This is a genomic window from Rhodoferax ferrireducens, from assembly GCF_003347515.1.
GTDB lineage: Bacteria > Pseudomonadota > Gammaproteobacteria > Burkholderiales > Burkholderiaceae_C > Rhodoferax.
This window is the reverse complement of record NZ_QEII01000270.1, coordinates 1-14,456: the sequence shown is the minus strand read 5'-3', so window position 1 is coordinate 14,456 and position 14,456 is coordinate 1. Positions and strand designations below refer to the sequence as shown.

Annotated in this window: 16 protein-coding genes; 9 read left to right on the top strand and 7 right to left on the bottom strand. The window is 57.8% G+C overall.

Annotated elements, in window-relative coordinates:
* Nucleotides 1-261: 261 nt before the first annotated feature.
* On the top strand, nt 262-546 hold the full coding sequence (locus tag C5P05_RS12710; RefSeq protein ID WP_114970223.1) for an HNH endonuclease signature motif containing protein: 285 nt from the start codon (nt 262-264) through the stop codon (nt 544-546).
* A gap of 81 nt (nt 547-627) precedes the next feature.
* On the opposite strand, the gene C5P05_RS12705 is transcribed toward C5P05_RS12710, so the two are convergent.
* Nucleotides 628-1,416 carry an Arc family DNA-binding protein gene (locus tag C5P05_RS12705; protein WP_114970222.1) on the bottom strand — a complete coding sequence of 263 codons (789 nt, stop codon included), beginning with the start codon at nt 1,414-1,416 and terminating at the stop codon, nt 628-630.
* Nucleotides 1,417-1,514: 98 nt separating this feature from the next.
* Here C5P05_RS12705 and C5P05_RS35280 point away from each other — a divergent pair, with 98 nt between their 5' ends.
* From C5P05_RS35280 to C5P05_RS12665, 8 genes are all read left to right on the top strand, one after another.
* Complete coding sequence (locus C5P05_RS35280) at nt 1,515-1,682, top strand: Arc family DNA-binding protein (RefSeq protein ID WP_114970221.1); 168 nt, start codon at nt 1,515-1,517, stop codon at nt 1,680-1,682.
* A 133-nt stretch (nt 1,683-1,815) separates the two neighbouring features.
* Nucleotides 1,816-2,526, top strand: a complete 711-nt coding sequence (locus C5P05_RS12695; RefSeq protein WP_157979317.1) for a phage antirepressor KilAC domain-containing protein — start codon at nt 1,816-1,818, stop codon at nt 2,524-2,526.
* 87 nt (nt 2,527-2,613) lie between these two features.
* A complete protein-coding gene (locus C5P05_RS12690) occupies nt 2,614-3,369 on the top strand; it encodes a hypothetical protein (protein ID WP_114970219.1) in 756 nt (251 codons plus the stop codon).
* 27 nt (nt 3,370-3,396) lie between these two features.
* Entirely contained in the window at nt 3,397-5,097 is a 1,701-nt protein-coding gene (locus tag C5P05_RS12685; RefSeq protein WP_114970218.1) for a DUF4942 domain-containing protein, read from the top strand.
* A 582-nt stretch (nt 5,098-5,679) separates the two neighbouring features.
* Complete coding sequence (locus C5P05_RS12680) at nt 5,680-6,351, top strand: ribonuclease H family protein (RefSeq protein ID WP_114970217.1); 672 nt, start codon at nt 5,680-5,682, stop codon at nt 6,349-6,351.
* Between the two features lie 44 nt (nt 6,352-6,395).
* Entirely contained in the window at nt 6,396-6,674 is a 279-nt protein-coding gene (locus tag C5P05_RS12675) for a type II toxin-antitoxin system RelE/ParE family toxin (RefSeq protein ID WP_114970216.1), read from the top strand.
* Between the two features lie 22 nt (nt 6,675-6,696).
* Nucleotides 6,697-7,032: a HigA family addiction module antitoxin gene (locus C5P05_RS12670; RefSeq protein WP_114970215.1), complete on the top strand. Its 336-nt coding sequence runs from the start codon at nt 6,697-6,699 to the stop codon at nt 7,030-7,032.
* A gap of 13 nt (nt 7,033-7,045) precedes the next feature.
* A complete protein-coding gene (locus C5P05_RS12665) occupies nt 7,046-7,888 on the top strand; it encodes a hypothetical protein (protein WP_114970214.1) in 843 nt (280 codons plus the stop codon).
* Nucleotides 7,889-7,972: 84 nt separating this feature from the next.
* Here the strand turns inward: C5P05_RS12665 and C5P05_RS12660 are convergent, their stop codons facing one another.
* The 6 genes from C5P05_RS12660 to C5P05_RS12630 all read right to left on the bottom strand — a co-directional run.
* Nucleotides 7,973-8,329 (bottom strand): hypothetical protein, encoded by a 357-nt coding sequence (locus C5P05_RS12660; RefSeq protein WP_114970213.1) that lies wholly within the window; start codon nt 8,327-8,329, stop codon nt 7,973-7,975.
* A gap of 589 nt (nt 8,330-8,918) precedes the next feature.
* Nucleotides 8,919-11,000 (bottom strand): hypothetical protein, encoded by a 2,082-nt coding sequence (locus C5P05_RS12650; RefSeq protein ID WP_157979316.1) that lies wholly within the window; start codon nt 10,998-11,000, stop codon nt 8,919-8,921.
* 118 nt (nt 11,001-11,118) lie between these two features.
* Nucleotides 11,119-13,191 (bottom strand): hypothetical protein, encoded by a 2,073-nt coding sequence (locus C5P05_RS12645; RefSeq protein WP_114970210.1) that lies wholly within the window; start codon nt 13,189-13,191, stop codon nt 11,119-11,121.
* Nucleotides 13,192-13,267: 76 nt separating this feature from the next.
* A complete protein-coding gene (locus C5P05_RS12640) occupies nt 13,268-13,792 on the bottom strand; it encodes a Rha family transcriptional regulator (protein WP_157979315.1) in 525 nt (174 codons plus the stop codon).
* On the bottom strand, nt 13,789-14,004 hold the full coding sequence (locus C5P05_RS12635) for a DNA-binding protein (RefSeq protein ID WP_114970208.1): 216 nt from the start codon (nt 14,002-14,004) through the stop codon (nt 13,789-13,791). The genes C5P05_RS12640 and C5P05_RS12635 overlap by 4 nt, the downstream gene beginning before the upstream one ends.
* Before the next feature lie 75 nt (nt 14,005-14,079).
* The coding region (locus C5P05_RS12630) for a hypothetical protein (protein ID WP_157979314.1) at nt 14,080-14,456 on the bottom strand (377 nt) is incomplete at its 5' end.

The following is a 14,456-nucleotide window of genomic DNA, read 5'->3' as shown; positions in this document are numbered from 1 at the left end:
GTTGCCACTTCTTGCTGTAGCTTCGCATTCTGGCCCCGACTTACATCTTCCATCGGCTCGGGGCAACACTGATCAATTGGCGCCGAAAAGAATTATGCAACAAGATCAACCCTTGCGCCAGGCCCAGACCATGGCCGCCAGGATCAACAGTCCCCAGGGCATGGTTATCGCGGACAGCCAAAGCAGGCCCAGGCGGTAGATCTACCACTTGCGCAGACAACGGGCCGGCTGCGGGGCAGGGCGCAACTACACTGCAAAGCCATGCTTCGCACCCTTATTCTTTTCCTGCTGCTTGCCATTTCTGCGGCCGCCGATGCCAGGTCCGCGCGCGAGGTGCTGGCGTTCAAGCGGGCTAACCCTTGCCCATCAACCGGTGAGCGGCGCGGGGCATGCCCAGGCTTCCAGGTGGATCACACCATCGCCCTGTGCGCGGGAGGCCCAGACCTGCGCAGCAATATGGCATGGCTATCCATTGAAGACCACCGATTCAAGACGTTCACCGATGTCCGTGAGTGCCGCAAGCTGCGGAAGCTGCTATCTAAATAGTAGCTACTTGCGCTTATTTGGCGAGGGCTGTACGTGGTGAGCGGAATATTTTTCAGCAAAAGGCGATGGTGCATTAAATGATCACTTCGGCGGCTTGTTTCGGGTGCGCCGGATGGGACCTCTGTTTGGTGGGATCTTTTCGGTGGCATTTTCGGCGCCCGTTCTAGCCGGGAGGTAATTGATATCTGGATCGCGGCCGAGGTTGCCAACCAGGATGACCTTATTGACGGGGGCGCTCCTGTTGCTTGGTTCTTTTTTGTTTTGCCTTTGTGCTTGCAAAACCGCTGGCGACGGAACACCTGTATCAACATCCTTCCCGCGCACCGTCGCATGAACATTTTCTGGCTGGCTGGCCCGCAGAACCGACTTTATTAATTTTGTATTTTTGGGTTTGTGGGGCTCTGCATCCGCACCGTCACGCTCTTCAAGTCGTCGCAAGAATTCTTTAAGGCTGGCTTTCACTTCTTCCGAGCCATCCAGCAAAATTAAAAGATCTCTGACTGCGCCCTGGGCATCTGGAACAACCCAAGTGCCAATGATCTTTGCCATGGTTTCATCCACCAGATGGGATTTGTCGGCTGCAGGAAATTGCTCAATGGTTTCATGCAGCAGGCGGCCCGCGATGGCAAGAACCTTATCGGTTGTTTCGGCAACCATCTCAAAACGAGTTGCCAGGTACTCTTGTCGCTTTAGTTCGCCGCGAAGCCTCTCGACTTCCGCGGAAGAGGATTTTCCAGGGGTGAACGTCTCTTGCAGGCGGGCGACGATTTCGGCGCCCAGTGTTCGAGTGTTCCTTTCTGCATCTTCTTCGAGCTTACTTTTCAGGTCGGCAGGTATTCGTAATTTGAACTGTGGATCGTCTTGTTTCATACCTCGAATGATACGGACCAAAAAGGTGTTGACAATACGGACCTAATAGGTTCACAATTACCACACGGACCAAATAGGTCCAAAACGAAAGGGCCAAATTGAAAACTGAACCGACTCATTCATCGCAGATCAAGGTTCGACTTCCTTCCGACCTGAAGACATGGCTTCAACACCAGGCGCTCGACAGTCGGAGGACTCTGAACTCTGAAATCGTGCTTCGCCTTGAGCAGAGCCGCACCCAGCAACTTCAAGGAGTAGCGCAATGAATCCCGCAAAAGGAAAAGCCCCGACGGTTGCACCCGACGAGGCTTTAGATGAAACCCAAAGTCCAACCAAAGGAAATCTCACATGAGCATTATTGCATTGAACGCAGATCAGCCGGGCGGCCAGCCAAAGACCATGACCAGCATCGAGATTGTTGATGTCATCAATGAACTTCGCGAAGAAGGCGATGCAGAGATGCTTCACAAGAATTTCATGGTGAAACTCGAAAAACACCCCGGAATCGACTCGGCTAAATTTTTAGCCCAGTACAAAGATAGCACTGGGCGCACTTTGAAGTGCTACCACCTGCCTAAACGCGAGGCTGAGTTGATGGTGATGTCTGAATCTCTGGCGGTTCAGGTCAAGGTGTATGACCGGATGACGGCGCTGGAGATTCAGGCCGCACAGAAGCCAGCCTTCGCAATTCCTCAGACTTTTGTCGAAGCGCTGCGCCTGGCCGCCGATCTGGCCGATGGCAAGGCTCAAGCCGAACTGGAAGTTGTGCAGCAACAAAAACTGCTCGATGTGGCTCAGCCCAAAGTAGAAGCCCTGGACCGCATTGCCACTTCCGACGGATCCCTGTGCATCACGGATGCCGCCAAGACACTGCAAATCCAACCGCGCAAGCTGACGCAGCTACTGCAAGAGCAGCATTGGACATACCGCCGCCCCATGGGGACCGGCTGGCTGGCCTATCAAGACCGAATCCAGCAGGGGTTGATGGAGCACAAGGTGACGACGGGAGAAAAGGGCGACGGCGGCGAATGGAGCCGCACCCAAGCGCGCATCACACCCAAAGGGCTCACCAAGCTGGCGGGCGTCATCCAGCAAGCTGGCCTGCATTAAGCGTCACAAAGGGCGAAGCCTCTGCAACTGGACATTGCAAAGGCTTCAATTTCAAAACCCAAGCTACAAAACTAAGGATGAAACATCATGAATTTTAATGAACCTGAAATCAACAGTCAAGACGCCCCACTGTGGACCGCCCGCGTCCAGCATCGCAACAGCACCGCCAAGCCCGTCAAACTGATCGAGCTGGGCACCGGGGAACATGGAAAGTTCGCCCGCATCGGGTTTGCTGATGAAGTGACGCGGCCGATCTACCTCCAAGTGATGGCGGATGCCTGGCACCCAATTTTTGACAGCCTCACATCGGATGAGCGCTGGAAGATCCGCGCGTTCTTCAGTCCATTCGAGCCTGAGGCCTTGCCGGGCGGCAATGTGAAAACCAAATTCAACCTTTCATTCGTCACACGGGTCGAGACAAAGGCGGGAAAATTCGTCAGTGAAAATAATTTCGATGTCCCCGCCCAAGCCTATTGGGATGGTGCATTGACCGGTGTGAAGATGGCTTCGGAATACATGGCTGCGATATCGCTCCGGAACTTTGAATGCACGAGTCTGATGAGTATTGTTCGCGATATGGCGACATGTCTTGTGGCAGAGGCTGATCAAGAGCTTGGCACACCGAAGCGCGGCAATGTCGCCGTGGCATTTCTGCGCGAGCTGGAGTGCATGCTTCGGTTTTCTGCCAAACACTGCAACCATCAGCAGTATTTCTCAGACCAGATTGCCCAGCAAACGCTGGACATTCAAGCCTGGGAAGAAAAGAACCAGAAGAAAAAAACAGCGTTCAGCGAGCGCATGCGCGAAGCCAAAAAAGCCAAGCGCGAAGCCGTCCCAGCATAAGCCGGCATCAACACGAGATTCACTGAAATGACTGAAATTGATGTTGTCGAGCGCCCGGACACCGAGCTGGTGGATGACAGCGCGCAGTTCTTCGCGCCGGTTGATCATGATGTGATTGATTCGCTGTTGGGGCAGTACGACGCCACCCGCAAGCGTATCAACGTGGTGGGTGAGTTCATGGCCGACGAGTTGAGCCAAGGCAGCGCAATTCACTATTTCCTTGACGGCAATAAGACGGAAGACCGGGGCCGGCACAGCATGACGCTTTCGGCGGAGCAGTTGTTCTGCGTCAGCGGCGCGGTGGGTGCGCTAAATTCCGCTTACTGGAGCAAGGCCCTCCAACTCACCGATGTGTTGGACACGATGCCTCAAAAACGCCGCGATGAATGGAATGAGCAGATTCAAAACCCGATGGGAACGAAGCGTGACAAGCACGCCAAAGACTACGTAATCCAGCCCCTGCCTGACTTCACGGAAGACACAGTGCGCATTACGCTGGGCGACCTTCTGCGGATGCGTTCGCAGTTCTTTGGTGAGCGCGTGGATGGCATCTTTCGAGGCCTGTCGGGCGAGCATGTCACCAATGCGCCCGAGGCGTTCGGCAAGCGCATGATCATTGCCCGCGTGCTCACGCATTACGACACCAGCGATCACAGCACCTGCGGACTGATCAATGATCTGCGCTGCGTCATCGCCAAGTTCATGGGGCGAGACGAACCCAAGTATTACGCCAGCAACAGTCTGATTGAATCACTGAAAAGCAATTGGGGCCAATGGGTGATGGTTGACGGTGGCGCCCTGAAAATTCGCCTCTACAAAAAGGGTACGGCACACATGGAAGTGCATCCTGATTTGGCTTGGCGGTTGAACCAAGTTCTGGCCAGTCTCCACCCGCGCGCCATCCCGGCGCAGTTCCGGCAAAAGCCAAAGAAGCGCGTCAAGGACCATGTGATGATGGGCCGACCGTTGCCATTCAGGGTGCTGGAGATACTGGCCGGCGCGCGACAGGCTGTCAGACGCCATCCGAAGGTTTGGCCGGAGCGCTACGACAGAATCCAGAATTCCGCCCAATTGACCGGCTACTCAATTGATGAGCCGAAAATTTCGATAGCCGAGGCCGAAGGTATTTTGCAGGCGATTGGAGGCACAAAATCTCCCGAGGGCTGGTTTGAATTCAACTATTCGCCGCTGGCTGTGATCAATGAGATTGTGGTGAGTGGCTGCATTCCGGATCGTGTCGCCCACCAGTATTACCCGACCCCCGAAAAGCTGGCGCGCATCGCTGTGGAGTGGGCTGACATCGGGCCGGACGATGAATGCGCAGAGCCGCAGGCGGGGCAGGGCGGCATTGCCGACTACATGCCCAAGGACCGCACCACCTGCATTGAAATCTCGCCCCTGCACTGCGCCGTGCTGCGTGCAAAAGGTTTCAAGACGATTGAGACTGATTTCATTCTCTGGGCTGACCTCAAGCCCTTCACACCGGAATTCGATTGCATCGTGATGAACCCGCCATTCAGCGAAGGCCGCGCCAAGCTGCACACCGAGTACGCCGCCACCAAGATCAAGCCGGGCGGGCGCCTGGTGGCCATCCTTCCGGCTTCGATGCGCAACAAGGCCCTTCTGGGCACTGGCTGGTCGGTTGAGTGGTCGCCCATCTACGAGCGCGAGTTCGCCGGCACTGGTGCTGCTGTGACGATGCTCAAGGCAACAAGGATTCCAACATGAGAATCCCGGCCTTCAACAACCGCATTTCTGCAAAGGAGGTGTCGATGTCTTGTTGATTGAATGGGACTGCAAGTGGTAGTTCTTCCACTTGCGCGATCCACGCCATCACAAGCGTCGTCCGCCGAGCGTTATCGAGCAAGCCCTTGCATCGGGGCACATGGAACAAAGACCAGACCACGACAGTTGAAACGAGTGGAGCCTGAAAAGACTGAGCCCGTGTTTCACCGCACGCCTCCCGAACGAGGATATACAGAGGCCCCATGAGGGGATAAAAACCTGCTTGCGACCGGATCAAAACCCGGCCCCAAGCACTGACAGCAAGACCGTCAACAGCAATGAAGGCGGTACACGATCAGGCGGCTGAAAAGTCTCCTGTCTCGCAAGTAGCTGTAGGCAGCGGATTGGTCTCCCGATAGCTGGTGCTTAAAAGTTCCCGGCAGGACACTCTGGTAAAGGTTACTGGTAATTCAGATGCAAAAAGTTGGTGATCGCACCAAGGAAAGCATCAAGCCTCCAAGTCACTTGGGCAGGCAGGAATTACCGGTGTAAGCGGTGGTACGTCTACTGAAAACTGGAGCAAAAATGTTTGAAATTTACACTGATGGCGCTTGCGAACCGAACCCTGGCCTTGGCGGGTGGGGGTTTGTTGTCTACCAAAACGGAGTCGAGATACACACGGAATGTGGCGGCGAGAACAGCACCACAAACAACCGGATGGAGTTCGCTGGGATTCTCAATGCCATGTTGTGGCTTGGTGGCCAGAAAGGCACTCTGCATACTGACAGCCGGTACTGCCTTGACTCGCTGACAGTCTGGCACAAGAAGTGGGCGCTGAATGGGTGGCGCAAAGGTCCCAAGAAAAATGCAGAGCCTGTCAAGAATGCAGAACTGATTCAGCAGTGTCTGGCTGCCAAGCGCAGTGGCCATACCCTCAAGTGGTGCAAGGGTCACTCTGGCATTGTTGGCAATGAGCGAGCAGACAGGCTGGCCGCAATGGGTAGAAGTGGGGTTAAGCATCAGCGCAGTGAGCCCGTTGAAGTGGCACTTATTCCAGTGAACCAGCCCGAGCCCCTGGTAATTCTTCCACTTTCAAAATCTGGACGTGCCGTTCTTACCCTGAAAAAACCGACGCATGGATGCCTGACGGATTGTGGCTGCACCCATGTTCAGCCTTGGGATGATTGCGAGCACACCCTGGCCGATGGTGATCGCGAGGCATTGCGCGCCCAGGGCGACCAGATTGGCCTTTGGTAAATAATTTGCATGTTACTTATCGGTAAACGATATACAATGCTTCCATGATCCGATCGTTCAACTGCGAAGATACAAAGAGCCTGTTTGAAACCGGTAAATCAAAGCGGTTTGTGAATATCAAGACCATCGCTGAGCGCAAATTGCAGCAACTCGCCAGTGCCGCAACATTGGAGTTTCTTCGATCACCGCCCGGCAACCGTCTGGAAGCTTTGAGCGGGAATCGTGCAGGCCAGCATAGCATTCGGATCAACGGCCAGTGGCGCCTGTGCTTTGTGTGGACAGAGCAAGGCGTCGATGGCGTAGAGATTGTTGACTATCACTGATTTTTGATGCCAGGAGGGCAATATGATCAAAAACGGAATGCGCCCCATCCACCCGGGGGAAATTCTGCGGGAGGACTACCTTGTGCCGCTGGGCATGACGCCCCACGCGCTGTCCAAAGCCTTGCATGTCACACCAGCCCGCATGAATGACATCGTGCGGGAGCGCCGCGGCATCACCCCGGATACAGCGCTGCGCCTGGCGCGGTACTTCGGCGGTGATGCGCAATCCTGGCTCAACTTGCAGCAGGCCTATGATTTGAAGCTGACCGAGCGGGCCATGCTGAAGGCGATCAATAAAGAGGTTGTCCCGCTGGGGGTGTCGGCGAAAGACGACGAGCGGTTTGCGCTGGCGGCGTGACCCAACAACACACATGCTGCACACGCAACTTTCTCGAACAGAGCAGATCGTTCAGCGGCTCTCGTCCGCCTGGCACGGCAGCCCGCCGGTAACGGTGGTCCGCGCCACGATTGATCTCCCCATTCCGGCGCCGGAAGATGTCCGTGGCATGTGGTTTCGGGGTGGGGCCTGGATTGTGGTCAACACCCAGCCGCTGAGCGCGGTCGGCGGCACGCTGGCGCACGAGGCGATTGGCCACGGCGCCATGCGCGAGACGCTGGGCCAGCACTGGCGCGGCTTCATGCACAACATCCAGTCGGGCTTGCGTGGCGGAGACCATCGCCTGCACTACTTTCGCGAGCACGTTCGCAGCGTCTACGTTGACGATTCCGGGGTCTGCAACCTGTCGCCAGTGTCTGAAAGTGACGAAATCACGGCCGCGCTGGTTGAACATCGATTCGACGGGGAGTCCGGCCGGCTGAGCATCAGTAGCCCGCTGCGCAAGTTCCTGCGCGCCGCCTCCGGGCACTTCTACCGTGAGGCGTTGTATCTGGATAGGCCGGTTGATTTCGAGCAGCTGGAGGGCACCATCCTGGCGGCCGAACACCGACTGCGCCACGGTGGCTCATTTTTCGGCATTGGCTTTCGGCTGCGGCGCTGGTATGCTTCGGGCATGTCGAAACCCTGGAATCCCAACGCCCCACCGATGTCGCTTGCCGAATCTGAGCGGCTTTTGAAGGCGGAGTCGGATCGGCTTCGCAGGCAGAGGGATTCGAAATTCGGATTTGATGGCCTGGTGTTAATTGCCGGCCTTATCCTGCTTCCCTTGTGTGCGCTCTTGGTGATATACGGGTTTTTGAGCCCGTTTTTCAGGTGATTCAAGGGCGGCTGCTCGGCTGAGCCCGGGTATTAAAAAAACCGCCTCGATGGGCGGTTTGGTGGGGTGGCCAGATCGGGGTGGCTATTTCACTGGGGTGGTCGCCTGCACCTGCACCGGCGTTTTGATGGTGATGTAGTCGCTTGCTTTGCTGGCCAGGAATCCCAACGCGGCGCCCACAACCCCGAGAACAACGGCCCCGCCAAGAATTTTGTTCTTCCAATTCACCAAGTCGTCAACCTTTGACCTGGTGCTGTCAACGCTTGATTTCAAGTTTTTCAACTCTGCCCTGACCTCTGCAAAAGAAGATTGCAGTTCCATGATGGCTTGGAGCGTGAAACTTTGGTCATGATGCCCGTAAGCAGGCATCACAGGCGTCGTCTGTGGAACCGCCGGCGCAAGATCGTCCGCCTTGGGCTTCGTGGCGCGCGTTGCGTTCATGACTGAGACTCAAATCTTGTCTTCAGCCAATCCCACATATCAGCCCCGCCGCGCCCATAGTACGTAATGATGTGGGTGATAAGCGTGGAGCCAATTTGATTTGCTACACCGGCAGGCTGCCCAGTCACCTCAAGCTTGTTTGATAGCTCGACTGTTGTGCCTGTAAATCTGACAAACCATCCTGCTTCGTTCGGAATCTCGAATCTGTCGCCTTCGCCAATGTGCTTGCCTATGGCTGATCTCAGTTTCTCGGCGTTTCTCGCTAAAGGGGTGACTTGGTAGATTGGCATTTTCTGAACTGTAGCATGGCGCCTGTATGCCCGCCTTACACCCTTTATTCATCAACCCACCGCAATCTCAGCAAGAGAGCGCCGCTCACCGCTGCGGCCGCTTCTTCTTTGCCCGGTTTACTTTGCTGGGTTTCTGTGGCTTGAGCACTGGTATTCTCCTTTGTTGACGCTATTAAATGTGTAGCTACTGACGCTTATTGCACGAGGGCTAGAGTCGATTTTTGTTCATTTTATTCAGCGGCTTTGACCTTGGGCCAAGTGGAAGAATTACCACTCGGCCCACGATGCCGCCGCGGCGCTCATCGATTTGACGAGAACCCAAGCCGGGGAGCCCGCTCTTGTTCCTGCTTTTTCTTGTCCTCGGCGTAGGCCGCGTGCGCCTCAGCACTGAATCCGCGCGGGGTTGCCGCATTGACAAGCGAAGGGGCGAGGGCCGGATTCATTTCGGTTCGCTCAGCAAGCCCTCGAACAAACTCAGGACTTGTCAGCTTCTTCGCTACAGCATTGGCCACTACCGGCGCTGCAAGAGCCCCCGTAAGCATCGCAGCATTCCCGGTGCCGAGTGCCGTGGCAAGCCCTCCAATCCAGCCGAGCATGCCCGTTTGCCGCGCCGTGCCGCTTGGGTTTGCGAAAACCTTGGCGCCGTCTCTCCGGTCGGAGGCCATGCGCGCCATCTGGTCGATTTTGTAGCGTAGGCCGGGGAATCCGGATGAACTGAATAGCGCACCTTTTGCCTCTGGGCTCATGGCCGCGAGGTTGGTCAAAAAGGTTTCGCTAGAAAACACATCGGCGACATCGTTCTGCATGCCATTTTTGGCCCGGCCCAGGCGCTGCAGCACGGCGGCAGTCACCTCCTGGCGATTTTCAAGAGGCAAGGACTTCATGACGCGCCGGATGGTTGTTCCGCCCTCGGCAACCCCCGTTGTCGCCGCCTTGAAAATCTTCTCGGGCGTATCCCGATTGACGATCGTTTCGAGTTGATCAATGCGCTCCATGCCAAGCTTGGTGAAGCGGTTGGCGCGCCCCCATGCTTGTTCCGCCTGGGGCCCAGCTTGCTGCGCGGCGCCGCCCATGTCGTCGCTGAGCGCCGAATAAAGTGCGCGCCATTTGCTGCGGGGAACGTCCGCCACCAGGCTGTTGTCCGCAATCTCGCGACCCACCATGGAGCGGAGCTTTTGCACCGCCTGATAAGGGAGTTGTCCTTTTGCTGCGGATATCCCGGTGCTCGCCATGCCTGCCGGGATGCTGGCCAAAGAGGCTGCATCCAGATCCGCCAGCAGGGCGCGCTCGATTGAGCTGATTTTCGAGTTCTGGAAGAACCGAGAAATGCTGGGCGCTCCGGCGATGCCCTCATTCAGCGACTGGAGGGCTTCTTGCGTTTTGTTGACGCTGACGGCTGTGTCCGCAGGGATGTGTTTGTCCAGTTGCGAGTAGAGCCGCTGCTGGGTATTTTTCATGCTGTCGCGGAATGCATTGACGCCGCTGGTGATGGCCTCGCCCGCCTCGGCGCCGGAAGCGCTTGGGGCCAGGGTAGCAGACAACTTGCGCACGCTCTCATCCATCGCACGAGACTGGATTTCACCGCGACGAACCATGATGCCAGAGCTTCCGATGACATTCGACAAACCGGTTTCAGCCGCCTGGATGGCGTGCGATCCCGTCGCCTGCCCGACGGTTGGCGTCGTGCCGGCCGCGCCTTCAAATGTCTTGATCGTGTCCTCCACGCGCTGTCGGCCTTGCTCGCCACCACGCATCACGCCGCGAATGGATGCATCGCGCGCAAAAGGCAGCACCGAGGGCGCGGCACCGCCAATCAACGCGGCGGCCATCTGTGCACCAGCACCGCCGCCAGCCTCTCGCGTAGCACCTGCCGCGCCGGCACCAGTTACAGCGCTGACGGCTTGAGTGCCAGGGCTTGCCGTCAGCATGGCGCCAACCGCCTTGGACAAGGGGCCGCCCATGCTGGCCAGCGCATTCCCTGCGGCCATCGTGCCGCCAACCCCGGTCAGCGCCGTGGCGGCGTCACCAACGACTCTCTCTGTGGCTGTTTCCGGCGCGGGCAGGCCGGCCGCCGTCATCACCTTGTTGAGCGACTCGCCAGCCTTCTGGAATCTGAATCCATTGCCGTTACCCATCACCTTATCGAGCCCTGCGTTGATGGGCGCCGTCAACCCATCCGAAAGCGCTGCGGGGATGGATGCCAGACCGTTCACGGCATGGCGGGCAGTCAAGCCGACTTGGCGGCCGACTTCATCCATAAGCGAGCGCTCGGGCTTCGGTGGCACGGCGGCGGCAGCGCCAGCGGCTGTCGGCGCAGCACCCGGGGCTGGTGCTGCTGCAATCACCGGGGCAGGCTGCGCACCCGCTGCGGCGGGAGCCATTGGCGAAACAGAGGCTGCAGGCGCTGCTGGTGGCTGCGCAGGCTCGTCCCATGTGACGGCACTGAGGTCTATTGCATCAGCAGGCTTCGCTGGCTCATCCCAAACTACCTTGTTGAGATCAATCGACATACGCGGAACTCCCATCGCTGTAAACAGCTACTCTTCGGCCATTCAAAGTGCCGCTGCGCGTCACGGTTCGATTGGGTGCTGCAGGTGCTGCAGGTTGCTGCGTTGAGTTGCCGGCGGGTACACCCCTGCCGGCGATTGCATTGATCCGCTCCTCACTGTGGCCGGCATCAATAAGATCTTGCCGGGTGTTGCCAAAGATTCTGTTGGTCAATGCCGCCCGCGTAGCAAGGTTCGTCTTGATGACGTCTTTGTCCATGCCTGGACCGATGTCTGCAGAGCGCCATGACGCTTGCTCACCCGGCGTGAGTGAAGCTCCAAACATGGAATGCCGCTCGACCAGTTCAGCTTGCTTGCGGTAATCTTTCCACCACGCAACCGCACCTTTATCTACGCCCATATTGGCACTGGCGCTTAGCTGGCCATCTGCCCCAATGCCAAAGACGCCTTTACCTGCAAAATCATCCTTGAATGAGGTATTCAGGTTGTCAATAGTGGTGGCTGTGTCACGCACCTCCTGCAACTGCTTGAGGGCGGCCCCGGCGAGGGGCTTGCCATCTTCTGGCGTCAACCCCTTGCCCATGATCGCGGCTTTCTGCCTGGAAGCCATTTTTATCTGCAACGGATTGCCATTGATGATCATGTCATCCAGCTTGGCAATTTGCTCTTTTTGGGCTTGCTCGGCTCCCGCTTTTTGCTCTTCAATCCCCAGCTTGCGTTCTGCAATCCCATTGGTGGCCTGTTGCGATTTCACATGCGCATCGGCCGTGTATTTGGCACTGCCGGCCGTGAGTTGCTGGCCTTGGCTCTGGATGTCCTGGCCGCGCTGCTCGGTCTTATTCCTGGCATTGCTGCTCATGATCTGCAAAGCACCCCGGTTGCCGGCCAGCGCGCGGCCTTCCAGTACCTTGTTCGCGCTGTAGTCGGCCTGTGACTGCATGTTGACCTCTTGCGCCGCCTTGCCGGCGTCGATTTCAGCCAGCTGCTTGCGATCAGCAGCAAAGCCGGCGCTGGTGTCCATGGAGCTGACCTGGCCACCGCCACGGATGGCGCCTGCAGGGCCGAAGCCTGAAGTTTGCCCGCCCGCACGCGCCAAGTTCTCGGCGGCCTGGTTGTTCTGTGTGCTGATCATGCCGCCACGATTGCCGGAAAGGCTGATATCGCCCGTGATGTTGGGGCCACCGCTGTACGAGGTGACGCCGTTGGCCTGTACCGTCTTGGTGACCTGGTTGGGCGAGGGCAGGGCACCCATGGGTGTGGCATTCTGTGGCGCAGAGGACGACATGCCCACGCCTGTCGATTGCGAGATGGCTTCGTGAGTCCCAGGAGTTGCAAAGCCCGCCGGCTTTGGAGTGGCGCCCAAGCCAGGGCTTGCAGGCGCGTCCAATGTGCCCGTAGCGCCGCCGGTTTGTGCGGTCGGAGTAGACGGTTCGCCTGACGCAGCGGCCATCGACAGGGCGCTAACACCTGCAATCGGCTTTACATACGGCGAAATCTTCGCGGCAAGCGCACCAGCACCAACGCTCGCGGCATCCAGGGCGCCGCCAGCCTTTGCGGCGCCGGCAAATCCCCTGATGGCGCCAAGTGCAGGAGCCGCACCAGGCAGTGCAGAAAGCGCGTTACCAACATTTCGGCCCAGCTCCGTATTGTCTTTGCCGTCGGGCGCGGGAGCCGGGAAGGCGCCGCCCGTGGCCGGGATCTGGCTCACCCGTGCATCAAGACTGGAGGCGGCGGCATCGCCAAAACTATTTGGTGTACTCGCGGGCGTAAACCCACGCGATGCAGTTGCCGGCGGCATGGCGCCCATCTTTGGCTGGTCAAGTGGCGCCTGCGCAAATCCGCGAGCAGGATTCACTGGCGGCGCATCAAGGCCCGGGGCCGCCGGCTGATTTGGCGCTGCGCTGGGCATGACTTTCACCTGCGGGTTTGAGCTGGCGGCCGCCGCGTCGCCAAAGCTGTTTGGCGCGGGCGCAGGTGCAAACCCTCTCGCCAGGGGGTTGGGGCGCACGGCGCCAAGGTTGACGGCACTGCCGTCCTTTTTCTTCAGTTCGTCAGTGGTAGCCATGGTAGCCCTCGGAAGTCCATCGGGGGACTGTGCCTGTGGGCGCCTCGTGGCGCAAACCTTAGCGGGGGTTGGTTTGTCAATTCAGAAGCGACGGCTGCACCAAGGATTGAAGGGCGATCAACTCACCTTCGAGCAGCGGCTTTTCAACCTTCCGCACCTGCAGGCCTCGGCCATGGAAGCTCCCGCGCCGGAAGCTGTCCTTGCATTCGAGTTCTTTTTCCATGCAGCGGTATTGCAGCCCCTCGCGCTGGTTCTTGATGTAGGCGGTCATGGCGTTGAATGCATCGGTATAAGCCACTTGGAATGCAAGCGCCTTTGCCCCACGAAACCTCATGGCCAGCCAAGTGAAGCCGTCACGGGTCATGCGGCATGTTGTCGCCGGGATCATTGCGCCGCCGCTCGGGTTTTCTCGCATATCGACCGTAAACGAGAAATTGCGTTGACGGTCATCTGGCAATTGGGCACATAGGTCACGTATGGCCTTGAGAACGTCGCCATGTCGTTTCGCAAAAGCAGCTGCGACTTGATTTGATGTCGTGAAAAGCTGATCACCTTCGGATGCAACGAAGTCTTGAAAGTTGAGAACAGGGAATTTATTCACGATGCCACCCCCATCACACGCTTGATATCAGCCACCGGCCAGGCAAGGCGACCATTGACACAAAGCGGGAGTACCGCGCCTTTTTTGTAGTGACTCCACAGCCGCAATGTCTGCGGCGCGCGGTTCATGTAGTAGGCGGCCTCGACCGTTGTGAGACTGGGGCGGGTGATAGATTCCAGCGCGGGGAATTTCTGTTGAGCTTTCGTAACCATGTTTCGCTTTCGCGTTTGTTGAACATGGTTACGAATTATTGGCAGATCAAGCGAACAGGCAAACCTTAGCGGGGGTTAGAGGGCGGTCGTTTCGGCCACCAGCGTGTTCATGCCAGACATCGCAGCACCGGCCATGTCGGCGTAGACCTTGGCATTCGATGCGCCCAAGCTGGCAATGGCCGCGCCGTAGTCCTTCCGGCTGGAAATCTCGCCCAGCATAGCCTTCATCTGCAGCTCGGCGTTGGCAATGCCCACCATGGAGGTCGACTTGTAATATTCGTTCGTCACCTGGTAGCCGGCCACCGTCGCCTGGGTTTGCGCCTGAAACGCCACAATCACCTGGCGCTGGTTCTCAAGCTTCGTGCGGGCCACTTCACCGCGGGCCTGCACCATGGTCTGGTAACCGGACATGCTGGCCGAATACTGGCGGGCGCGGGCCTCGTTGGTCATGG